The organism is Streptomyces sp. SID486 (assembly GCF_009865385.1).
Lineage (GTDB): Bacteria > Actinomycetota > Actinomycetes > Streptomycetales > Streptomycetaceae > Streptomyces.
Genome location: NZ_WWJT01000546.1, coordinates 1 through 21,568 on the forward strand (window position 1 = coordinate 1; position 21,568 = coordinate 21,568).

20 protein-coding genes are annotated in these 21,568 nt (G+C 72.2%); 9 read left to right on the plus strand and 11 right to left on the minus strand.

The features are described from left to right. From GT045_RS24970 to mce, 7 genes are all read right to left on the minus strand, one after another. On the minus strand, window positions 1-1,308 hold a 1,308-nt coding region (locus tag GT045_RS24970), incomplete at its 3' end, for an ABC transporter ATP-binding protein (protein ID WP_161335527.1). A gap of 131 nt (window positions 1,309-1,439) precedes the next feature. Beyond that, window positions 1,440-2,213 (minus strand): ABC transporter permease, encoded by a 774-nt coding sequence (locus tag GT045_RS24975; protein ID WP_161291441.1) that lies wholly within the window; start codon window positions 2,211-2,213, stop codon window positions 1,440-1,442. Between the two features lie 3 nt (window positions 2,214-2,216). Then, complete coding sequence (locus GT045_RS24980; protein ID WP_161335528.1) at window positions 2,217-3,170, minus strand: ABC transporter ATP-binding protein; 954 nt, start codon at window positions 3,168-3,170, stop codon at window positions 2,217-2,219. A 69-nt stretch (window positions 3,171-3,239) separates the two neighbouring features. Beyond that, window positions 3,240-3,500, minus strand: a complete 261-nt coding sequence (locus tag GT045_RS24985) for a DUF3253 domain-containing protein (protein ID WP_161295941.1) — start codon at window positions 3,498-3,500, stop codon at window positions 3,240-3,242. Between the two features lie 188 nt (window positions 3,501-3,688). Next, complete coding sequence (locus GT045_RS24990; RefSeq protein WP_161295939.1) at window positions 3,689-4,624, minus strand: cellulose-binding protein; 936 nt, start codon at window positions 4,622-4,624, stop codon at window positions 3,689-3,691. Window positions 4,625-4,806: 182 nt separating this feature from the next. Beyond that, the gene (gene scy / locus GT045_RS24995) at window positions 4,807-8,787 is read right to left on the minus strand and encodes a polarized growth protein Scy (protein ID WP_161295937.1); all 3,981 of its coding nucleotides are present in this window, start codon (window positions 8,785-8,787) and stop codon (window positions 4,807-4,809) included. Window positions 8,788-8,993: 206 nt separating this feature from the next. After that, on the minus strand, window positions 8,994-9,434 hold the full coding sequence (mce, locus tag GT045_RS25000) for a methylmalonyl-CoA epimerase (protein WP_161295935.1): 441 nt from the start codon (window positions 9,432-9,434) through the stop codon (window positions 8,994-8,996). A gap of 149 nt (window positions 9,435-9,583) precedes the next feature. On the opposite strand from mce, the gene GT045_RS25005 reads away from it, so the two are divergent. From GT045_RS25005 to GT045_RS25015, 3 genes are all read left to right on the plus strand, one after another. Then, window positions 9,584-10,783: an acetyl-CoA C-acetyltransferase gene (locus tag GT045_RS25005; protein ID WP_202516241.1), complete on the plus strand. Its 1,200-nt coding sequence runs from the start codon at window positions 9,584-9,586 to the stop codon at window positions 10,781-10,783. Window positions 10,784-10,906: 123 nt separating this feature from the next. Continuing rightward, complete coding sequence (meaB, locus tag GT045_RS25010; protein ID WP_161295933.1) at window positions 10,907-11,863, plus strand: methylmalonyl Co-A mutase-associated GTPase MeaB; 957 nt, start codon at window positions 10,907-10,909, stop codon at window positions 11,861-11,863. Between the two features lie 149 nt (window positions 11,864-12,012). Then, window positions 12,013-13,251, plus strand: a complete 1,239-nt coding sequence (locus GT045_RS25015; RefSeq protein ID WP_161335529.1) for an MFS transporter — start codon at window positions 12,013-12,015, stop codon at window positions 13,249-13,251. 48 nt (window positions 13,252-13,299) lie between these two features. On the opposite strand, the gene GT045_RS25020 is transcribed toward GT045_RS25015, so the two are convergent. The 4 genes from GT045_RS25020 to GT045_RS25035 form a co-directional block, all read right to left on the minus strand. Beyond that, window positions 13,300-13,776, minus strand: coding sequence for a MarR family transcriptional regulator (locus GT045_RS25020; protein ID WP_161295929.1), 477 nt, complete (start codon window positions 13,774-13,776; stop codon window positions 13,300-13,302). A gap of 92 nt (window positions 13,777-13,868) precedes the next feature. Beyond that, entirely contained in the window at window positions 13,869-14,678 is an 810-nt protein-coding gene (locus GT045_RS25025; RefSeq protein WP_161295927.1) for an AIM24 family protein, read from the minus strand. Beyond that, entirely contained in the window at window positions 14,675-15,325 is a 651-nt protein-coding gene (locus GT045_RS25030; RefSeq protein ID WP_161295926.1) for an AIM24 family protein, read from the minus strand. Before GT045_RS25030 ends, GT045_RS25025 begins: the two co-directional genes overlap by 4 nt. 1 nt (window position 15,326) lies before the next feature. Continuing rightward, entirely contained in the window at window positions 15,327-15,959 is a 633-nt protein-coding gene (locus GT045_RS25035; RefSeq protein WP_161335533.1) for an AIM24 family protein, read from the minus strand. Between the two features lie 155 nt (window positions 15,960-16,114). Here GT045_RS25035 and GT045_RS25040 point away from each other — a divergent pair, with 155 nt between their 5' ends. The 6 genes from GT045_RS25040 to GT045_RS25065 form a co-directional block, all read left to right on the plus strand. Beyond that, the gene (locus tag GT045_RS25040) at window positions 16,115-16,459 is read left to right on the plus strand and encodes a DUF3817 domain-containing protein (RefSeq protein WP_161295924.1); all 345 of its coding nucleotides are present in this window, start codon (window positions 16,115-16,117) and stop codon (window positions 16,457-16,459) included. Continuing rightward, window positions 16,456-16,749 carry an MTH1187 family thiamine-binding protein gene (locus GT045_RS25045; RefSeq protein WP_161295922.1) on the plus strand — a complete coding sequence of 98 codons (294 nt, stop codon included), beginning with the start codon at window positions 16,456-16,458 and terminating at the stop codon, window positions 16,747-16,749. The genes GT045_RS25040 and GT045_RS25045 overlap by 4 nt, the downstream gene beginning before the upstream one ends. 438 nt (window positions 16,750-17,187) lie before the next feature. After that, entirely contained in the window at window positions 17,188-17,940 is a 753-nt protein-coding gene (locus tag GT045_RS25050; RefSeq protein ID WP_161335530.1) for a hypothetical protein, read from the plus strand. After that, on the plus strand, window positions 17,937-18,617 hold the full coding sequence (locus GT045_RS25055; RefSeq protein WP_161335531.1) for a DUF4166 domain-containing protein: 681 nt from the start codon (window positions 17,937-17,939) through the stop codon (window positions 18,615-18,617). The genes GT045_RS25050 and GT045_RS25055 overlap by 4 nt, the downstream gene beginning before the upstream one ends. Beyond that, entirely contained in the window at window positions 18,614-19,261 is a 648-nt protein-coding gene (locus GT045_RS25060) for a TetR/AcrR family transcriptional regulator (RefSeq protein ID WP_161335532.1), read from the plus strand. Before GT045_RS25055 ends, GT045_RS25060 begins: the two co-directional genes overlap by 4 nt. Window positions 19,262-19,868: 607 nt before the next feature. Beyond that, a partial coding sequence (locus tag GT045_RS25065; protein ID WP_345942743.1) for an RICIN domain-containing protein occupies window positions 19,869-21,568 on the plus strand: 1,700 nt, incomplete at its 3' end.

The window sequence follows — 21,568 nt, forward strand, 5'->3', positions numbered from 1 at the left end:
GGCGGGCGCCGGCGGGGCGGCGGGCGCCGGCGGGGCTGCGGCCGGGGCGGTGGGGGCCGGTGCCGCCTCCTTGGTCAGGGCCGGGGGCTGGGCCTGCGGCGCGGGGGCCGCAGGCTGATGGGCCGGCTGCTGGGCCGGGGCGGCCTGGGCCGGCTGCTGCACCGGGGCGCCCGGCTGGGCGTACGGGTTGGCCGCCTGCGCGCCGGGACCGCCCTGGCCGCCCGCCTGGGCGCCGCCGTACGGGCCCGCGGGCGCGGCCGGCATCGTGAAGGGCTGCCCGCCCTGCTGGGGCGGCGGCGGGGCGTACCAGCCCGGCTGGCCCTGCCCGGGCACCGGCACCGGCGGCTGCGCGCCGGCCGGCACCGGCTGCTGCAGGCCCGCCTTCTGGTCGGCGGTCGAGCGGTAGTCCACGGCGCCCTGCGTCATCCGCATGTACGCCTCCTCCAGCGACGCCTGGTGCGGCGACAGCTCCCACAGGCGGACGTCCGCCTCGTGCGCGAGGTCGCTGATCCGGGGGAGCGGCAGCCCGGTGACCCGCAGCGCGCCGTCCTGCTCCGGCAGGACATGGCCGCCGGCCTCGGTGAGCGCGGAGGAGAGCTTCTCGCGCAGCTGCGGTTCGCTGTCCGGGGTGCGCACGCGGGCGAAGTCCGCGGAGTTGGCCGAGATGAAGTCCTTCACGCTCATGTCGGCGAGCAGCTGTCCGCGCCCGATCACCACGAGGTGGTCGGCGGTCAGCGCCATCTCGCTCATCAGGTGGGAGGAGACGAAGACGGTACGGCCCTCGGCCGCGAGCGCCTTCATCAGGTTGCGGACCCAGAGGATGCCCTCCGGGTCGAGGCCGTTGACCGGCTCGTCGAACAGCAGCACCTGCGGGTCGCCGAGCAGCGCGGCGGCGATGCCGAGGCGCTGGCCCATGCCGAGCGAGAACCCCTTGGAGCGCTTCTTGGCCACCCCCTGCAGGCCGACGACACCGAGCACCTCGTCGACCCGCCGGGCGGGGATGCCCGACAGCTGGGCGAGGCTCAGCAGGTGGTTGCGGGCGGACCGGCCGCCGTGCACGGCCTTGGCGTCGAGCAGCGCGCCGACCTGCCGGGGGGCGTTGGGCAGCTTGCGGTACGGGTAGCCACCGATGGTGACCGACCCGGACGTGGGGTTGTCCAGTCCGAGGATCATCCGCATCGTCGTGGACTTGCCCGAGCCGTTCGGCCCGAGGAAGCCGGTGACGGCTCCTGGCCGCACCTGGAAGGAAAGGTTGTACACGGCGGTCTTGTCGCCGTAGCGCTTGGTCAGGCCGACAGCCTCGATCATGCTCCGCACCCATCGAAAGGTTCAGGACAGCGGGGCACACGCCCCCGTAAGGGTTAGGAGGATATCGAGGCGCTGACGGTTCCGCCCAAGAGAGGGTAAAGCCGAGACGTCACGCCGGGTGACCGCCGGCTCTACTGGGCGTCCCGGCGCCTGAGGAGGACGTAGCCGCCCGCCAGCGCGGCGACCACCCACAGCGCCATGATCCCGAGCCCGGCCCAGGGGCCGTACGGGGTGTCGTCGCCGACGCGGGGGACCACCTGCATGATCCGGCTGCCCGCCTGGTCCGGCAGGAACCGGCCGATCTTCTTCGTCGCGTCCACGTTGCCGAGGATGTTGGAGATCAGGAAGAAGAACGGCATCAGGATGCCGAGGGAGAGCATCGGCGAGCGCAGCATCGCGGCGACGCCCATGGAGAACACCGCGATCAGCGTCATGTACAGCCCGCCGCCGCACACCGCGCGCAGGACGCCCGGGTCGCCGATGCCGGCCCCGTGGGCGCCGAGCATCGCCTGGCCGAGGAAGAACGCGGCGAAGGCGGTGACCATGCCGACGGCCAGCGCCAGCGCCGCGGCGACGGCGACCTTGCAGGCCAGGAAGGTCCCGCGCCGCGGCACGGCGGCCAGCGAGACCCGGATCATGCCGGTGCTGTACTCGTTGGAGACGACCAGCACCCCGAACACGATCATGGCGAGCTGGCCGAGGGTCATGCCCGCGAAGCTGATGACCGTGGGGTCGAAGGAGAGCCGCTCGCGCGCGGGCATGTGTCCGAACTGGCTGTCGGTCAGGGCGGAGATGAGCGTGCCGAGGGCGACGGTGACCACCAGGGCCAGCGACAGCGTCCACACCGTGGACGCCACCGACCGGATCTTGGTCCACTCGGAGCGGATGACCTGCGCGGCCGCCATGGCTCAGGCCCCCTTCCAGCCGGCGCCCCAGTCCTGCGGGACGGGACTCGGACCGGCCTGCGAGTGGTACTCCACCGCATCCGCCGTCAACTGCATGAACGCCTCCTCCAGCGACGCCTGCTGCGGGCTCAGCTCGTGCAGCACGAGCCCGTACCGCGCGGCCAGCTCACCGATCTGCTCGGCCTTGCCGCCCTCCACCTCCAGCGCCCCACCGCCCGCCTGGACGGCGGTGATCCCGGCCTGGTGCAGCACGTCGAGCAGCCGCTCGCGCTGCGGGCAGCGGATCCGGACGTACGACCGCGAGTTCGTCCGGATGAAGTCGGCCATGGAGGTGTCCGCGAGCAGCCGCCCCTGCCCGATGACCACGAGGTGATCGGCGGTCAGTGCCATCTCGCTCATCAGATGGCTCGACACGAACACCGTCCGGCCCTGCGCGGCCAGCGATTTCATCAGGTTCCGGATCCAGTGGATGCCCTCCGGGTCGAGCCCGTTGACCGGCTCGTCGAACATCAGGATCCGCGGATCCCCGAGCAGCGCCCCGGCGATGCCCAGCCGCTGCCCCATGCCCAGCGAGAACCCCTTCGCCTTCTTGCGGGCCACGGCGGTGAGGCCGACGGTCTCGAGCACCTCCGCCACCCGGCTGCCGGGGATCCCGTTGCTCTGGGCGAGGCACAGCAGGTGGTTGCGGGCGCTCCGGCCGCCGTGCACCGCCTTGGCGTCCAGCAGGGCGCCGATGTACGTCAGCGGGTCCTTGAGCCGGTCGTAGTGCCGGCCGTCGATCCGGACGTCACCGGCGGTGGGGCGGTCGAGCCCGAGGATCATCCGCATGGTGGTCGACTTGCCCGCGCCGTTGGGTCCGAGGAATCCCGTCACGATGCCCGGCCGGACCGAGAAGGTGAGGTGGTCGACCGCCACCTTCTCGCCGTACCGCTTGGTCAGCCCCTCCAGCTCGATCATGCGGTCACGCTAAGACCGGCGGTGGGCGGCTGCCACTCGAGCGGCGACCGCCGGCGGCGCGCTCCCCGGTCAGCCGGGGCGGCGGATCCGGACGGGTCCGCGGGCCCTGGCGGGGTCGACGGCATCGCCGTGCTGGGTGACCTCCACCCGCCCCTCGGCGGCGAGCCGGGCCGCTGCCCGGCGGACGGGCTCCATCAGTTCACGCCAGCCCTCGTCCCCGGAGCCGTGCACCGCGCGGGCGACGTCCGAGGGACACACCGACGCCCCCGGCGCCCGCCGGTCGAGCAGATCGAGGATGGCGTCTTCGAGGGACCGCTCGCCGTCCGGCATCCGGGGCACTCCTTCCGGCAGGAGGACGGATCGCGCGCGGCCGGTACGGTCCGGCCGCAGGGCCCGCGCCTCCTCCCCAGGCTACGCGCGCGGCGGGGGACGGACACGGCACGCGTGCCCGCGCGCACGCGAGGGGGGCGGTGGGAGTCGCCCACCGCCCCCCTCGGAGTGCGTACGAGTGCCCGGACCTACCGGGACTGCTGCGCCGGGACGCCCCGGGAGACCGGCTCGTCGTCGGTCGACGTGCCGGCCGCGGCCACCGCGGCGCCGGTCAGCGTGGCGAGCATCTCGCGGACGTTCGTCAGCTGGGCGTTGATGCTGTCGCGGCGGTTGGTGAGCGCCGCCAGCTCCCGCTCGGATTCCGAACGGATCCGGTCCGCCTTGGCGTTGGCGTCGGCCACGATGTCCTCGGCCTGGCGCTGCGCGGTCTCCACCGTCTGGCGGGCCCGGCGCTCGGCGTCGGTACGCAGCTTCTCCGCCTCCAGGCGCAGCTGCTCGGCCCGGTGCTCGATCTCGGCCAGGCGCTTCTCGGCCTTCTGCTGACGCGAGGCCAGGTCGCGCTCGGACTGCTCGCGGCGCTTGGCCAGGTTGGTCTCGAAGTCGGCGGCGGCCTGCGCGGCCTTGGCGCGGGTCTCCTCGAAGAGGGCGTCCGCCTCCTCGCGCTTGGACTGCGCGTCCTTCTGCGCCTCGGCACGCAGCTGGGAGGCGTCGGTCTTGGCCTTCTCGACGATCCGGACGCCCTCGTCCTCGGCCTTGGCCTTGCGCTCGGCGGCGTAGGACTCGGCGTCGTTACGGACCTGCTGGGCCGCCGACTCGGCGAGGTCGCGGTGCTGCTCGGCCGCCCGCCGGGCCTCCTCACGCAGCTCCTTGGCCTCTTCCTCGGCCAGGCGCAGGATCTTCTCGACCCGCGCGCCGAGACCCGCGTACGACGGCTCGGCGTCCGTGATCTGAGCCTGGGCGTTCTGCGTTTCGAGGTGCAGCTCCTCGATGCGCTTCTCCAGGGCGGTGATGCGGGCGAGAGCGCTGTCACGGTCGGAGACGAGCTTGGAGATACGTTCGTCCACCTGAGCGCGGTCGTACCCACGCCGCACAAGCTCGAAGCCGTAGGGGGAAGTGTCGCTCATGGGGTTCCTGTCGAATGAGACCGGTGAGGTGATAAGGGAATCCTAGGGGCCGAAGCGGTGTGTCATCGAGCGGATACGGTTTTGATCTGGAGAATGGCACCTCTTTCGGGTGGCTGACCGTCGCAGGGCTTGCCAAGGAGTGGGGCAAAGCCCCCAGAAGACAACGGAACGTTCACCGTCCGCTAGCTCTCTGACGACTTGCCACCCGATCGGGGGGCGCCCACCGTGGCGCCCGCCTTGACTCCGCCGTCCTTGCCGGCCGCGGGCGTCTCGAACGACTCCAACGCCTCCAGGACGTCCTGGACCCGGGAGATCTCGGCGTTGATGTCCTCGCGCCGGCGCACCAGGATCTCCAGCTCCCGCTTGCCCTCCTCGACCGTGCGCCGGGCCTCGCGGATCGCCTCCGCCTTCAGCTCCTCGGCCTCCTTGACCAGGCTGGCCTTCTTCTGCTCGGCCTCCTTGAGCAGCCCCTCCGCCTTCTTGACCGCGGCGATACGGACCTTGCCCGCCTCGGAGCTCGCCTCCGAGACCAGCTCCTTGGCCTTCGCCTCGGCCTTGGCCAGCTGCTCCTCGGCGGCCTTGATGAGCGCGTCGCAGCGGTCGCCGGTCGACTTCATCGTCTCGGCGGCCTCGCGGCGGGCCCGCTCGTGCAGTTCCTCGATCTCGGTGGTGATGCGGTCGCGCAGCTCCTCGGCGCGCTCCCTGATCGCGGTGGCGTCCCGGCGCGCGCCGACCAGCAGCTCGTCCGCGTCCGTACGGGCCTTCTCCACCGCGGAGTTGCCCTCGATGGTCGCCTCGGAGACGATCCGCTCGGCCTCGCTGCGGGCCGCGCCGACCATCGTGTCGGCCTGCGACTCGGCGTCCGCCGTGGTCTTCAGCGCCTGCTCCTGCGCCTCGCCGAGCAGCTTGTCGACCTCGGCCGTCGTCTCCGTGATGAGCTTGTCGACCTGCTCGGCCGCCTCGGAACGCCGCTTGTTGGCCTCCTTGCGGACCTCGTCCAGGGTCCGCTCGGACTCCTCGCGCGCGGAGTTGACGAGCCGTTCGGCCTCGGCCTCCGCGTCCGCCTTGAGCCGCTCGGCGTCCGCCCGGACCCGCTCGGCGTGCGCCTGCGCGGAACCCACCGTCTCGGCGGCCTCGGCGCGCAGCCGTTCGGCGTCACCGGTGGCGTCCCCGACGATCTGCTCGGCGCTCGCCACCGCTTCCGCACGGACCCGGTCCGCCTCGGTGAGCGCCTCCGTGCGCACCCGCTCGGCCTCCGCGGCGGTCTCCGTCTGCAGCCGCTCGGCCTCGGTGAGCGCCTCGGTGCGCACCCGGTCGGCCTCGGCGAGTGCCTCCGAGCGCACCCGGTCGGCCTCCGCGACCGTCTCCGACTGGAGCCGCTCGGCCTCGTTGCGGGCCTCGGTGATGAGGGTGTCGGCCTGGGTCGCCGCGTCCGAACGGATGCGGTTGGCGTCCTCGCGGGCGTCCGCCCGGGTGCGGGCGGACGCCTGGTCGGCCTCGGCGAGCGCGTCCGAAGCCTCGGTGCGCACCCGCTGGGCGTACTCGCCGGCGTCCGCCCGCAGCCGCTCGGCCTCGGCGATGGCCTCCGCCATCGTCCGCTCGGCCAGCGCCTTGGCGGCCTCGGCCTCCTCGTTCGCCTCGCGCCGGACCCGGGAGGCGTCCTCGCTCGCCCGCTCCCGCTCGGCGTAGGCGTCGGCGCGGACCCGGTCCGCCTCCTCCTCGGCCTCCCGCTTCGTACGGTCCGCCGCGTGCTCGGCGGCCGAACGCAGCCCGGTGATCTCCTCCTGCGCCTGCTCGTGCAGCCCGGCGACGGAGTCCCGTACCTGCTGGGCGTGCTGCTCGGCGGCGGCCACCATCTCCGTGGCGCGCCGGTCGGCCTCCTCCACCAGCCGCGTCGCCTCGGCCTGCGCCTCCTCGACCCGCTTGCGGGCGGAGGCCAGCAGCTCCTCGCTCTGCTCACGGGCCCGCTGCCGCTCCTGGCCGGCCTCCTCGCGGGCGGCGCCGAGGAGTTCCTCGGCCTCGCGGCGGCGCCGGGCGGCCTCCTCCTGCGCGGCGGCCAGCGTCTCGGACGCCTCCGTGCCCAGCCGCTCGGCGGCGGCCTGCGCCTCCGCACGCACCCGGTCGGCGGTGTCCTGGGCCTCCGCCTTCAGCCGCTCGGCCTCGGCCGCGGCCTCGGACCGCAGCCGTACGGCGATGGCCTCGCCCTCGGCGCGGGAGGCGGACGCGTCGGACGCCGCCTCGTCACGCAGCCGCTCGGCCTCCGCCTCGGCCTGCTGCCGCAGCGTACGGATCCGCTCGGCGGACTCCGCGCGCAGCCGCTCGCTCTCCTCGGCGGTCTCCCGGCGGATCCGGGCGGCCTCCTCACGGGCGTCGGCCAGCGCCTGCTCGGCCGACGCCAGCCGCTCCTGCGCGTCCGTCTGGAGCCGGGTCAGCTCCTCGGCGGCCTCGCCCCGGCGGGCCTCGACGGCCTTCTCGGTCTCCTCGCGCAGCTCTCGCGCGGCCTTCTCGGCGTCCGCCCGGGCCGCCTCGGCCTGCTCGGCGGCCTCGGCGCGCAGCCGCTCGGCCTCCTTGCGGGTGCGCTCCAGGGTCTCCTCGGCCTGCCGGCGCAGCCCGGTGGCGCGCTCGATGGCCTCGGTGCGCACCTTCTCGCTGTCGGCGGTCGCGGTCTTGCGCAGCTCGTCGGCGTCCGCCTTGGCCTTGGCGAGCAGCTCCTCGGCGGACTTGGCCGCCTCCTCGATCTGCCCGACGGCCTCGCGGCGGGCCTCGGCCCGGATCGACTCGCCCTCGGCGACCGCGTCGGCGCGCAGCTGCTCGGCCTCGCCGCGCAGCCGGCGGGCCTCCTCCTGCAGCTCGACCGTCTTGGCGCGGTACTCCTTGGTGTCGTCCTTCGCCGCGCCCTTGAGCTGCTCGGCGATGTCGTGCGCCTCCGCGCGCAGCCGGTCGGCCTCGGTCTCGGCCTCCGTGCGGATCCGCTCGGCCTCCTCGGCGGCGGCCCTGGTGGTCTTCTGGGCGTCCTCGGACGCCTTGTTCAGCACGTCCTCGGCGGTGCGGGCTGCCTTCGACAGCTGGCTGGCCGTCTCCTCGGCGGTGATCGAGCGGGCCTTCTCGGCGGCCTCGGCGACGATCTTCTCGGCCTCGGCGCGGGCGTCGGCGACCAGGTGCTCGGCCTCGGACCTGGTGCTCTCGGCCTCCTTCGTGGCCTCCGCGACCAGCCGGGCGACCTGCTCCTTCGCGGTACGCGTGCGCGCCTCGCCCGCCGACTCGGCGCTCGCGAGGGTCTTGGCGGCGGACTCCTTGGCCTCCGTGACCACCTTCTCGGCCTCGGCCTGGGCCTTGCGCAGCGCCTCCTCGGCCGCCGCCATCCGCTCCTCGGCGGCCCGGCTCAGCTCGGTGGCCTGCCGGCGGGCGGCGTCCGACTCGCCGACCGCGTCGGTGCGCAGCTGTTCGGCGTGCTCGGTGGCCTCCTGTGCCTGCGTGGAGGCGGCGTTCAGCAGCCGCTCGGCGTCCGTGCGGGCGCGGCGCAGGATCTGCTCGGCCTCCGCGCGGGCCGACTCGGCGTCGCTCTGCAGCCGCTCGCGGGCCTCCCGGGTGAGCCGCTCGGCCTCGGCGCGGGCGGTCGCCATGGCCTGCTCGGCCTCGGCGCGGGACTCCTCCAGCAGCCGGCGCGCCTGCTGCTCGGTGCGGGCGCGCAGCTGCTCCGCCCAGGCCACGTTCTCGTTGACGTGCGACTCGACGGTGGAGCGGCGTTCGGCCAGCTCCTGGTCCAGCTGCTGGCGCCGGGTCACCGCCTCCTGGTGCAGCTCCGCCTGGAGCCGAGCCGCCTGCTCGGCGTGCTCCTGCAGGATGCGCTGGGTCTGCGCACGGGCCTGGCTCAGCTCCCGCTCGGCGTCCTGGCGCAGCTGCTCGGCCTGCATCTGGGCATTGCGGAGCAACTGCTCGGCCTGGTAGCCGATGTCACCGCCGTCGTAGGCGGGCCGGGTCATGAGGGTGCGGCGCGCCTCGTGCAGCTTGGCGCGCAGCACCTCGACCTGGTAGCCGAGGTCCTCGGCGTGCTGGATCGCCTTTTCCCGCTCGGTCTTCAGCCGCTTCATCTCGGCCTCGAACCGAGAGAGGTGGTCGACGTCAGCCGCCGGCTCTCGCTCCTGGCTCTCGTAGCCCCGCACTGCGCGGTCCCATCCGTCCCCTGGTCAGCTTCTTCGACGAGCTCCGTCCATCCGCCGAACGGGGCCCCCGGGGAATGGTGTCAGATCAACGGCGGAGCACGGGCTGCTGCCCCGACGCTCGTCCCCCGAAACCCGGACCCCGGCATGCGGTCGTCCCGGTTGCGGGGACGACCGCCCCCAACCCTACCGGCCCTTATGTACGGGGGTCAGTGCTCGGGCGACTCAACAGGGGCCGAAGTGACCAGTTCTGTGAGAACGCCATGGCAGTCCTTGGGGTGCAGGAAGGTGATCCGCGACCCCATGGAACCGCGCCGGGGCTGCTCGTACAGCACCCGGACGCCCTTGCCCCGGATCTCCTCGGAGTCGGCGTCGACGTCCGCCGTGCCGAAGGCGATGTGATGGACGCCCTCCCCGTTCTTCGCCAGCCACTTGCCGACCGCCGAGTCCTCCCGGGTCGGCTCCAGCAGCTGGAGGTAGGAGGCACCGCCGTCCGACGTCCCGTTGATCTTGAGCATGGCCTCACGCACGCCCTGCTCCTCGTTGACCTCGGTGTGGAACACCTCGAAGCCGTACGTGGCCCGGTAGAACTCGACGGTCGCGTCGAGGTCGTGGCAGGCGATCCCGATGTGGTCGATTCGCGTCAGCATGGATTCAGTGGAGCGCCCCCGGAGTGGTTACGCAACGTGCGCGCGATCACACCGACGGGCCGATGACGGCGTGCTGTACCGCTCAGTACATTCGAAGTAAACCCTCGTTCACTCCTCGGCTGTGCGCAGCTGGAAGGGGATCGCACCTCATGTCTTCTGGAACGACCAGCTCGGTGATCGTCGCGGGTGCCCGGACGCCCATGGGGCGACTGCTGGGCTCGCTGAAGTCCTTCTCCGGAGCCGACCTCGGCGGCTTCGCGATCAAGGCCGCCCTCGACCGTGCGGGGATCGGCGGCGACCAGGTGCAGTACGTGATCATGGGCCAGGTGCTGCAGGCCGGCGCCGGCCAGATCCCGGCCCGTCAGGCCGCCGTCAAGGCCGGCATCCCGATGAACGTCCCGGCGCTCACCATCAACAAGGTGTGCCTCTCCGGCCTGGACGCCATCGCCCTCGCCGACCAGCTGATCCGCGCCGGCGAGTTCGACATCGTCGTGGCGGGCGGCCAGGAGTCGATGACCAACGCCCCGCACCTGCTGCCCAAGTCCCGTGAGGGCTACAAGTACGGCGCGGTCCAGATGCTCGACGCGATGGCCTACGACGGCCTGACCGACTCCTTCGAGGGCATCGCCATGGGCGAGTCCACCGACAAGCACAACGCCCGCCTGGGCATCGGCCGCGCCGAGCAGGACGAGATCGCCGCGCTGTCCCACCAGCGGGCCGCCGCCGCGCAGAAGAACGGGCTGTTCGAGGCCGAGATCACCCCGGTGGAGATCCCGCAGCGCAAGGGCGACCCGGTGCTGTTCAGCAAGGACGAGGGCATCCGCGGCGACACCACCGCCGACTCCCTGGCCAAGCTGCGTCCGGCCTTCACCAAGGACGGCACGATCACGGCCGGCACCTCCTCGCAGATCTCCGACGGCGCGGCGGCCGTGGTCGTGATGAGCAAGGCCAAGGCCGAGGAGCTGGGCCTGGAGTGGCTCGCCGAGATCGGCGCGCACGGCAACGTGGCCGGGCCGGACAACAGTCTGCAGTCCCAGCCGTCCAACGCCATCCTGCACGCCCTGAAGAAGGAGGGCCTGGAGGTCTCCGACCTCGACCTCGTCGAGATCAACGAGGCGTTCGCCGCGGTCGCCGTGCAGTCCATGAAGGACCTCGGCGTGTCCACCGAAAAGGTGAACGTGAACGGTGGTGCGATCGCCCTGGGTCACCCGATCGGCATGTCCGGCGCCCGTCTCGTGCTCCACTTGGCGCTCGAACTCAAGCGCCGCGGCGGCGGTGTCGGCGCGGCGGCGCTGTGCGGCGGCGGCGGCCAGGGTGACGCGCTCGTCGTGCGGGTGCCGAAGGGCTGAGCCCGCCGAAGGCCGGGGGACCGGCCGAAGGCGAGGCCGGGACGCGGCCGAAGGTACGGCTGAAGGTACGTCGCGGGTATGTCGCGGCTAGGTGGCTGAAGCGAAAGCGAACGGAGCTGTTTGATGCAGGACGTCTCCTCTCTGGTGGCCCAGGCCAGGGAAGGCCGGCCGCGTGCCGTGGCCCGGCTGATCTCCCTCGTGGAGGGGGCGTCCCCGCAACTGCGGGAGGTCATGGCGGCGCTGGCCCCGCTGACCGGCAACGCCTACGTGGTGGGCCTGACCGGCTCGCCCGGCGTCGGCAAGTCGACCTCCACCTCCGCGCTCGTCACCGCGTACCGCAGACAGGGCAGGCGGGTCGGCGTCCTGGCCGTCGACCCCTCGTCCCCGTTCTCCGGCGGCGCCCTGCTCGGCGACCGCGTGCGGATGTCGGACCACTCCTCCGACCCCGGCGTCTACATCCGCTCGATGGCCACCCGCGGCCACCTCGGGGGCCTGGCCTGGGCGGCTCCGCAGGCCATCCGCGTGCTGGACGCGGCGGGGTGCGACGTGATCCTGGTCGAGACGGTCGGCGTCGGCCAGTCGGAGGTCGAGATCGCCTCCCAGGCGGACACGAGCGTGGTGCTGCTGGCTCCCGGCATGGGAGACGGTATCCAGGCGGCGAAGGCCGGAATCCTGGAGATCGGCGACGTCTACGTCGTCAACAAGGCCGACCGGGACGGCGCCGACGCCACGGCCCGGGAACTGAACCACATGCTGGGCCTGGGCGAGGCCCGCGGCCCCGGTGACTGGCGCCCGCCGATCGTGAAGACCGTCGCGGCCCGCGCGGAGGGCGTCGACGAGGTCGTGGAGGCCCTGGAGAAGCACCGGGCCTGGATGGAGGAGCGGGGCGTCCTCGCCGAGCGGCGCCGGGCCCGCGCGGCCCGCGAGGTGGAGACCATCGCCGTCACCGCGCTGCGCGAACGCATCGGCGACCTGCACGGCGACCGCCGCCTCAGCGCCCTCGCCGAGCGGATCGTCGGCGGCGAACTGGACCCGTACCGCGCGGCGGACGAGCTGGTGGCGGGCCTCACGGAGGGCTGAGAGCCACCGGCGCGGTGCCGGCGCTGGTAACTTGACCGGCATGTTCCTCCTCAAGGCGTAGAGCGCACACCCGGGTTCGCGGGGCCTGACCACCGGCCACCGCGCCCTTCGGTGTACCTCGCCCACGCCTCACGAAGAGGAACCTCCGCGTGTCCGCACACCTTCCGCGGCCCTCGTACGCCGCCGTCCTGCGCGTCCCGCACGCGCGCCGCACGTTCACCGCAGCCCTGACCGCCCGGCTGTCCTACGGCACGGTCGGCCTGGCGATGCTGCTGTCCGTCACCCGGGCCACCGGCTCCTACGCCGTCTGCGGCGCCGTGCTGTCCCTGTTCGGCGCCACGACGGTCTGCCTGATGCCGCTGCGCGCCTGCCTCATCGACCGCCACGGACCGCGCCGCGCCCTGCTGCCCATGTCGGTGCTCCACGGCACCCTGCTGTGCGTCCTGGCCGCCCTCACCTGGCGCCCCGGCGCCCCGGCGGTGCCGATCGCCGCCTGCGCGGCCCTGGCGGGCGCCTGCGCGCCCCCGCTCGGCCCGACCATGCGCGCCCTGTGGTCCGAACTGGTCGCCGACGCCGATCTGCTGCGCCGGGCCTACAGCCTGGACGGGGTCGCCGAGGAGCTGCTGTTCGTCTCGGGTCCGGCGCTGGTCGGGGCGCTCACGGCCGTCGGCCCGCCGGCCGCCGGGCTCCTGCTCAGCGCCCTGGTGAACGTCGGGGGAACCTGCTTCTTCGTCACCTCCCCGGCCCTGCCGGGCCCCCGCCCCGCTCCGGCCCGCCGGCCGCGCGGCTCCGCCCCGGGGCTGCTGCCTCCGGTCGCCGTCGCCCTGGGCGCCGGTCTGGCCCTCAGCGGTGTGGAGCTGCTGGTGGCGGCCTTCGCCATGGAACGCTCCTACGACACCTCCCTCGTCCCCTGGGTGCTGGGCGCGCTCTCGGCGGGCAGCGCGCTGGGCGGCCTGGTGGGCGGTGCGGTGCGGTGGCGTGTGCCCGCCCGCATCCGGCTGCACCGTTTCGCGGCGGGACTGGGCGTGGTGATCGCCGCGGCGGGGCTCGCGCCCGGCCTGTGGTCCCTCACCGGGGCGGTGGCTCTCGCGGGTGCCTTCGTCGCTCCGGCCCTGACGACCGCGTACCTGCTGGCCGACGAGACGGCCGGCGAGGGCGCCCGCACGCAGGCCGGCGCGTGGGTGAACATGGGGGTCAACGCCGGGAGTTCGGGCGGGGCGGTGGTGGCGGGGCTGCTGATCGGCCGGCTGCCGCTGGCGCTGTGCTTCGCCCTGATGGGCGGGGCCGCCCTGCTGGCCGCCGTGACGGCCGTGGCCGCCGGGGCCGTGGGTGGCCGTGCCGCCGGGGAGGCGCGGGCGGGTGTGGCGGCACCCTCCCGGAGCCGGTGAGCGGCTCCGCCCCTGTCCGGCTCTCGCACCCCGGGCTTTCCGGGAGGCTCAGGGGCGACCCCGCTGCCCCCTCAGGTGCTCGGCGATCGGCTTGAGCGACTTGTCCAGGTCCGTCAGCGCGTCCGGTGACAGCAGGTCGATGAAATGCCGCCGCACCGAAGCCACATGGTGGGGCGCGACCTTCTTCATGGTCTCCATGCCGTGGTCCGTGAGCACGGCGTACAGGCCCCGGCGGTCGGTGTCGCAGTTCTCTCGGCGCACCAGATTCGCGTTCTCCATGCGCGTGATCTGGTGCGAGAGCCGGCTCTTGGACTGCAGGGTGGCGGAGGCGAGGTCGCTCATCCGCATCCGTACGTCCTCCGACTCGGACAGGTTCACGAGGATCTCGTAGTCGTTCATAGTCAGGCCGAACGGCTGCAGATCTTTTTCGAGCTGGTACGTCAACAGCCTGTTGACCTCCAGGTGGGTGCGCCAGGCGCACTGCTCCGCATCGGTCAGCCAGCGCGTGGCCGTCTCGGTCTCCATGAATGAAGTCTACCTAAGAAGTTGAATGACGAACTACTTCGGGTGGTGTGACAGTGCGCACGCGTTCGACGTCACACTCCGCAGACTACCGCTCACAGCCCGAAGCGACGCTGGAGGTCTCCCAGCTGTCCGGGAAGGCGCGGTACGCCCGACGATTGCGGACCGTGTCCGCCCGGTGCCGTTCCGCCACCGCCGGGCACCCCCGGTCCGGGCGGAACGGCCCCCGTCGCCGCCTCGGCCATGAGGGTCTCCGTCGACTGCAGCAGGACCGTCCCGGCGCCCACGAACTCGAACTGGTGCTCCTCCCCGGAGACCCCGCCGAAGCCCGTCATTGCACGGAGACCGCCCAGTACACCCGCCATGTACCCATGGTCGTAGTGATGGCACGGAGAGGGGCAGTCGGCCCACCCGACGAGCGCCTGGGGGTCGACCCGGATCGGGGGTTCCATGAACACCACCGGTCCGTTGGACGCGGCCACAAACTTCCCGGTTCCGATAAGGGTCAGAAAACCCGGCACGATCGATTGTTTCAGCGCGAGAGTTGGCTGAAAAGCGAGCAGGTTGCCCGCGCGAATGGTCAAGTTCCCGTCGTCCAGGTCGTAGGAGTTGACGTCGAAGGCCCGGTCGGCCAGCAGCATCTTGCCCGAGCCCTCCGCCACCACCCAGTCGCTCGCGTGCAGTGGCGAATGGAACGACGTACGGACAAGTCGGTCGAGTCGGCCGTGCCCGATGCCGTTGAACGCGATCGCCCCGTAGTAGGCGATCATCTTTCCCTTCTGCAGGAACCACTGGCCGCTCTTGAGCTCGACGCAGAACGTGTACGCGTTCACGTTGTCGTCGGCGGGCAGCGTCATCGGGTCGTGCACGACCGGTCCGGCGCCCGGAGTCCCGTAGGTGCTCACAGCTTCTCCTCCGACGCCTGGACGTACACCGTGCCGTTGCCGCTCAGCTCCAGCTGGAACGCCTCCCCGGAGCCGCGGCCCACCATGTCGCGCCAGCCGAGCGCGGTGGAGAGCTTGTTGCGGACGTCGCCGTGGTGGGCGACGTAGGCCTGGGGGTCGACGTGGACCGGGCGCTGCGGGGTGATCGGGACCTCGAAGACCCCTCCGTGTGCCATGACGGCCACCGCGCCCCGGCCCTGCAGGGTCGTGGTGAACAGGCCCTGCCCGGTGACCTGGCCGCGCACCATGCCCATGACCCCGCCCTGCGAGCCCATGAACATCGTGCCCTGGCGCAGCGTGCCCTCGAAGGCGAGCAGCCGGTCGGCCTCCACGTAGAGGGTGTCGCCGGAGAGGGCGATCACGTGGACGTGGTGGCCGCCGTGCCCGAAGAGGACCGTGCCGCTGCCCTCCACGGTCATCAGCGGGGTCGCCTCGCCGGCCACCCGGCGGCCGAGCATGGACATCACGCCGCCCTGGCCGCCCTGGACGTTGGGCGTGAAGGACACGTCCCCTCTGTAGGCGAGCATCGCCCCGCGCTGGCTGAACAGCCGCTGCCCCGGCAGCACGGTCGCCTCCACCATCTTGGAGTTGATCTCCCGGAAGCTCATCTCACAGGTCCCCCGCGATCGTGTTCCGCTCGCTCGGCTGCACGTACACCAGCCCGTCGCCCTCGAAGCGGATCTGGAAGGCCTCGCCGCCGCCCTCCCCGAGGAGCGTGCGGAATGTCACACCGGACTGGAAGGACTGCCGGACGTCGCCCTGGTGGGCGACATAGGCGCCCGGGTCGACGGTCAGCGGGTACTGCGGGCTGACCCGCAGGACGACCGCCGGTCCGTCGGAGACGATCGCCGCCTGGCCGTGCCCCTCCACGGTCGTCGTGAACAGGCCGTTGCCCTGCGAGGCGCCGCGCAGCCCCGTGAACGTCGTCCCCGTCCGCAGTCCCGCGTCCGTCGCCAGGAGATTGCCCGCCTCGACGTACAGCTTGTCCCCGTGCAGCCCGACCAGGTTGATCTCGGACGCCCGGTCCGCGAACCAGCAGGTCCCGTGCCCTTTCACCTCCATCACCGTCATCTGCTCGCCGGTGAGCCGCCGGGTCACCATCCCGCGCAGCCCCTCGCCGCCACCGCTCAGCTTCTTGAAGGCCATCTGTCCGTCGTACGCGACCATCGAGCCGTTCTTCGCCTTCACGGCGTCGCCGGTCATGTCGACGGCGAGGACCTTGCTCCCCTGGAGCCGGAACATCGCCACGCTGGGAAAAGTAGCGGCCGGGCGGGTGGACCGAACAGGGCCCACGGGTGGATACCCACCCTGAGCGGACCCCTAGGGGCACCGTTTGCCACAATGGGGGAACGCTTGTGCGTGCGTTCACAAACGATTACTCCCACCGAAGGTGACTCGTGGACATCAAGACCGCCACCGCCCTCCGCCGCCTCCGCCTGGTCTCGGCCCCGGAGGCCGTGTCCTTCCTGGTCCTGCTCGCCTGCTCGGTGCTGAAGCGGACCACCGACTTCAACGCGGTGCCCGTGATGGGTGCGATCCACGGCGTCCTGTTCGTTCTGTACGTGGTGTTCTGGGCGGACGCCTGGAACCGCACCAAGTGGCCGCTGAAGACCGCCGCCCTCTACTTCGTCCTCTCGGTGCTGCCCACCGGCGGCTTCTTCGCCGAGCGCAAGCTGCGGCGCGAGGCCGAGGACGCCGTCATCGCCGCCCGCGCGCGCAAGGAAGGAGCCGTGAGCGCGTGATCGTCGCCTTTTCCGTGACGCCGCTCGGCGTCGGTGAGGACGTGGGGGAGTACGTCGCCGACGCCGTACGGGTGGTCCGCGAGTCGGGCCTGCCCCACCGCACCGACGCCATGTTCACCTCGATCGAGGGGGAGTGGGACGAGGTCATGGCCGTGGTCCGGCAGGCCGTGGCCGCCGTGGAGCGGCGTGCGCCGCGGGTGTCGCTCGTCCTCAAGGCCGACATCCGGCCCGGCGTGACCGACGGGCTCACCTCCAAGGTGGAGACGGTCGAGCGCTACCTCGCGGACTGAACCGACCTCGCCGCGCGCTACCTCGCGGACTGAACCGACCTCGCCGCGCGCTACCTCGCGGACTGACCGACCTCGCCGCACCACCCGTGAACCCCGGCCCGCGCCAGCCGGGGTTGCCGCACCACCCGAGAACCCCGGCCCGCGCCATTCGTGAGCCCCGGCCCGCGTCGGCCGGGGTTGCCGCACCACCCGTGAACCCCGGCCCGCACCGGCCGTGCACCCCGGCCCGCGTCGGCCGGGGTTGCCGCGCCACCCGTGAACCCCGGCCGCACCGGCCGGGGTTTTCGCGTTCCTCCTGTTTGAGCGATCGCTCAAACGGGTGTACGTTCGGCGTCAGATGATTTGAGCACTTGCTCAACCGGCGGCCGGTAAGCCTCCAGCAGGCTTCTGAGGTGGGGAACATGCGGGCCGTCACCGGCTTCTGACGTGGGGGAACGCATGGGCCTTTACATAGAGGCGCACATCCGCGCCGATCTCGACGAGCTGTGGGACCACACCCAGGACCCCGCCCGGCACCAGCGCTGGGACCTGCGCTTCACGGAGATCGGCCTCCTCCCGCGCGCGGACGGCGAACCGCAGCGGTTCCGCTACGCCACGCGCGTACTGCCGTTCCTCACCGTCGCCGGCACCGGCGTCTCGGCGGGGGAGAGGGAACGCCCCGACGGCACCCGCACCTCCGCCCTGCGCTTCGCCTCCCCGCACCCCCTGTCCCTGCTGGCCGAGGGCAGCGGCTACTGGCGCTACGTCCCGGTCGCCGACGGCGTCCGGTTCCTCACGGGTTACGACTACCGGCCCCGCTGGGGTGCCTTCGGCGCGCTCGCCGACCGGCTGCTGTTCCGCCCGCTCATGGGCTGGGCGACGGCCTGGTCCTTCGACCGGCTGCGGCTCTGGCTGGAGCGGGGCATCACCCCCGAGCGGGCCCGGTACAACTGGCTGGCGGAGCTGACGGTCCGCACGCTCGTCCTCGGCCTGTGCCTGACCGGGCTCGTCCGCGGCTCGCTCCCGGGACTGCCCGGCCCCGTCACGGACGCCCTCGCCTACGTGTGCCCGCTGCTGCTGGTCGTCGGCGTCTCCCTCGCCCTGTTCAAGGCCCCGCTCGCGGGCACCCCCGCCGCCCGCCGCTGCGTGCGCACCCCGCCGGCCCCGGTCCGCGCCCCGCGCCTCCTGCGCACTCTGGAGCAGCAGTCATGACCTCGATGTTCCGCACCGTGATGGGCTCCGGCTTCGACCGTCTGCACCCGCAGCTCCAGCGCCGCTTCTCGGTCGGCCTGGCCGGCGGCGAGGCGTGCACCGGCCGGGGTGTGATGGAGCGCATCTGGCACGGGCCGGCCTTCGTGAAGCCGTTCCTGTCCCTCGGCACCACCCGCAACATCCTGGTCCCCAGGGCCGGCAGGAACGTCCCCTTCATGATCGAGAACGTCCCCTACGCCGACACCTACGGCCGTGAGACGGTGACCTTCGTGCGCACCTTCGACCTGCCCGGCCGTCCCCGGCGTTTCGACGCCCAGATGGTGCTCAGCCCCAAGGGCGACCGCATCCTCGACTACCTCGGCACCCACCAGCACCTCGCCAGCGAGCTGCACTTCCACGCCGAGCCGGACGGCTCCCTGCTCATCCGCTCCGGCGAACACCGGTTCCGGGAGGGCCCGGTGGACGTGCGCGTGCCCGAGGCCGTCGGCGCCACCGCCGAGGTGCGCGAGTCCTACGACGACGCCGCCGGCCGCTTCCGCATCCGGGTCCGGGTGGTGAACCGGTACTTCGGGCCGCTCTTCGGCTACGAGGGGTCCTTCACGGCGTCGTACACCGACGTCCGCGGCCGCGGAGTCAGGCCCGGGCTGCGGCCGGTCCGCGAGGAGTCGCGCGCGTGAGCCCGGAGACCGCCAAGTCCGTGGAGACGAAGAACAAGCTGCTGGAGGGCGCGCTGCGGACGCTCACCGAGCAGGGGATCGCCAAGACCTCCGCCCGTACGGTGGCGGCGGCGGCCGGGGTCAACCAGGCGCTCGTCTTCTACCACTTCGGATCGGTGGACGAACTGCTGGCCGCGGCGTGCCGGTACGGGGCGGAGAAGGCGGTGGCCCGGTACCGGGAGCGGCTCGCCGGTGTGGACTCGCTGTCCGAACTGCTGGTGGTGGGCCGCGAGATCCACGAGCGCGAGCGGGCCGGCGGGCAGGTGGCGCTGCTGGGGCAGCTGCTGGCCGGGGCGCCCACGCATGCGGCGCTGGGGCCGGCCACGGCGGCCGGGCTGCGGCTGTGGATCGACGAGATAGAGCAGGTGCTCAGGCGGGTGCTGGCGGCGACCCCGTTCGGGGAGTTCGCCGATCCGGCGGGACTGGCGCGGGCGGTCGCGGCGTCCTTCGTGGGCATCGAGCTGTACGAGGGGGCCGACGAAGCGGGCGCGCACGCCGCACTGGACGCCCTGGAGCAACTCGGCGCGCTGGTGTCCGCCGTGGAGTCCCTGGGGCCGGTGGCCCAGCGGGCGGTGCGGCACCATCTGCGACGGCGGACGGGGTAGCGGGAACCGGTTCCCAGCTCCGGGAAGCACCGTTGCAGTACTGGGCCAAGCCCCCCGTATGTTGCCCGGCCCGCCCTGCCACGGTGCCTGCTCAAGAGCGAAGATCAGCCACTTGTGCCTCGGGACGGATACATCGTCGACGGCGTGTCCTTGGCGCTACGTACATGGAAAACGCACAGAAAGTCCACGATCGCTGGAGTCTGTGAGTCCTCTGTGAGCGGCTGACGGTTCTGGCCAACGCCCCCCTGTTGGCGAGGAAGTCGCTGTACTGATACCTGCGCTCTGCATACAGTTGCCGCACGCCTGACGGGTACCTGACCAGCCCGTTTGTTCTCGTCCACATCATCCGGCGACCGGGTGAGCGGTGTCGCTCTCGGGGGAGGGGCCGTATCGCCATGCCATCGCACCGACCATCGGCACCCCTGCGGCCGAGCCACCTGCCGAACTCCTGACGCCCGGACGGGGCGGCAGCGCCTCGCTCAGCCATCTCCCCTCGCCGCGCGATGAAACCGCGAAGAAGGAAAGAGACGCTCCGTTGCATTCCAGACCCTGGTTCCGCCTGCGCGGACACCGAAAACCTCACAGATTCGCCTCCGCCGTCACCTCGGTGGCCACGCTGGCCGTGCTGGCCGGCCTGGCCGTCCAGCCCGGCTCGGTCCGGCTGAACGCCGAGCCCGTGAGCGACTCTTACCCCTGGTACGAGGACACGGCCGCCGAGCAACTGCGGCAGGACCAGTGCCTGATGGGCGAGGTACTGCGGCTGGGTGGTCCGTCGATGGCCGCCGTCGCACAGGACGGCCTGAACCAGCCGTCGGACAGGCTCCACGTGCTCGCCAACCGGGAGCACTGGGAAAAGACACCGCTCGCCGGCGCGTATGACAGTGACCGGGCCGCCGCGCACAAGCAGATGGATGACCTCGACGCCCGGCAGGAGGCGTGGGAGAAGCCGCTTTCGGGTTTGGCCCAGCCGGGCAACGTCGGCGACGAGGACTTCTACTGGCCACCCGGGACGGCGAACGACGGCAAGCAGACCTTCTACGAGCGGACAGGTCTGAGCGCCTGGGTCGCCGACCGGTTCTGGAAGGACGACAGCGACTTCTACGAGGACTCGACCCCTGAGGTCGATGCCAAGACACTCCAGGCGGTCGACGATCGCGGTAACCCGCTGTACGGGAAGGACCCGGTCTGGTCGACCGGAACGGCGCAGGAGGAGTGGGAGCGTGCGCTCGCCGAGCACAGCGCCTTCCAATGGATGCACGGCGGCCCCGCCACGAACGCGGGTGCTGATGACGCCCGCATCTTCCTTTCCTCCGGCGGCTTCCCGCGCACGGTGCCGCAGCAGGGCACGGCCGAGTACCGCGTCGCGGTCGAGGACCTGAAGACCCGCTTCGCCTCTTGCGCCTGGCGTGACCCGCTCGACCCGGACCGGGTTCTGGACGGCGTCACCGCCGCCGCGGCCGACGAGTGGCAGCAGGAGATCTCCTCGCAGGCCGCCCAGCGCAACCAGATCGTCAGCGCGAGCAAGGACGCCACCGACGCCCTGGCCAAGGGAGCCAAGGCCTTGTCCGAGATGCTGGGTCAGTCGTGGGTCGCCGACCACCTCACTCGCTGGCAGGACTACTGGTCTGCGGGCGATCTTGGCTACATCGGGGACGCCCCCTTGGTCATTCAGATACCGGGCGCTACTGGTAAGTGCCTGGAGGTCCAGGGTGGGGGCAAGACCGACGGCACGCCGGTCCAGGTCAGCAGCTGTAACGGAGGGGCCGCCCAGGAGTGGACGCCCTACAACGATGGCCTGAGCAACGTCAACTCGCACAAGTGTCTGGAGGTGGCGAACGGCAGCAGCGCCAACGGTGCGAAGGTCCAGATCCATGCCTGCGACAGCAGCAAGGCCAACCGGTGGAAGTTCGACGTGCGTCACGCTGGTCCGCTGGTGAACGAGGTGACCGGCAAGTGCCTGCACCTGCTGACATTCAACAACGGCAGCGACGCCATTCAGTCGGCATGTAACGGCTCGGCTGCGCAGAACTTCCGGATCGTGCCGAAGGGTCACACCGGTGACGGCAAGCTGGGTTACCCGGATACGGCTCAGTTCACCAAGGCCAAGGCCGGTCTCGCGGCCGCCCAGGCCGCCGCGAAGAGCCAACTGAGCGTCCTCAAGGCGCAGCTCGCCGCCGGTCAGAAGGCCGCGACCTCGTCGGACACGGCGCTGCAGGCCGCCTACGGCATCACCGATGCGGCGGGTGCCCCGCGTGGCCGGGGTCTGCTGGTGGGTCTGCAGAAGGACCAGGTCACCAAGGGTGCGGC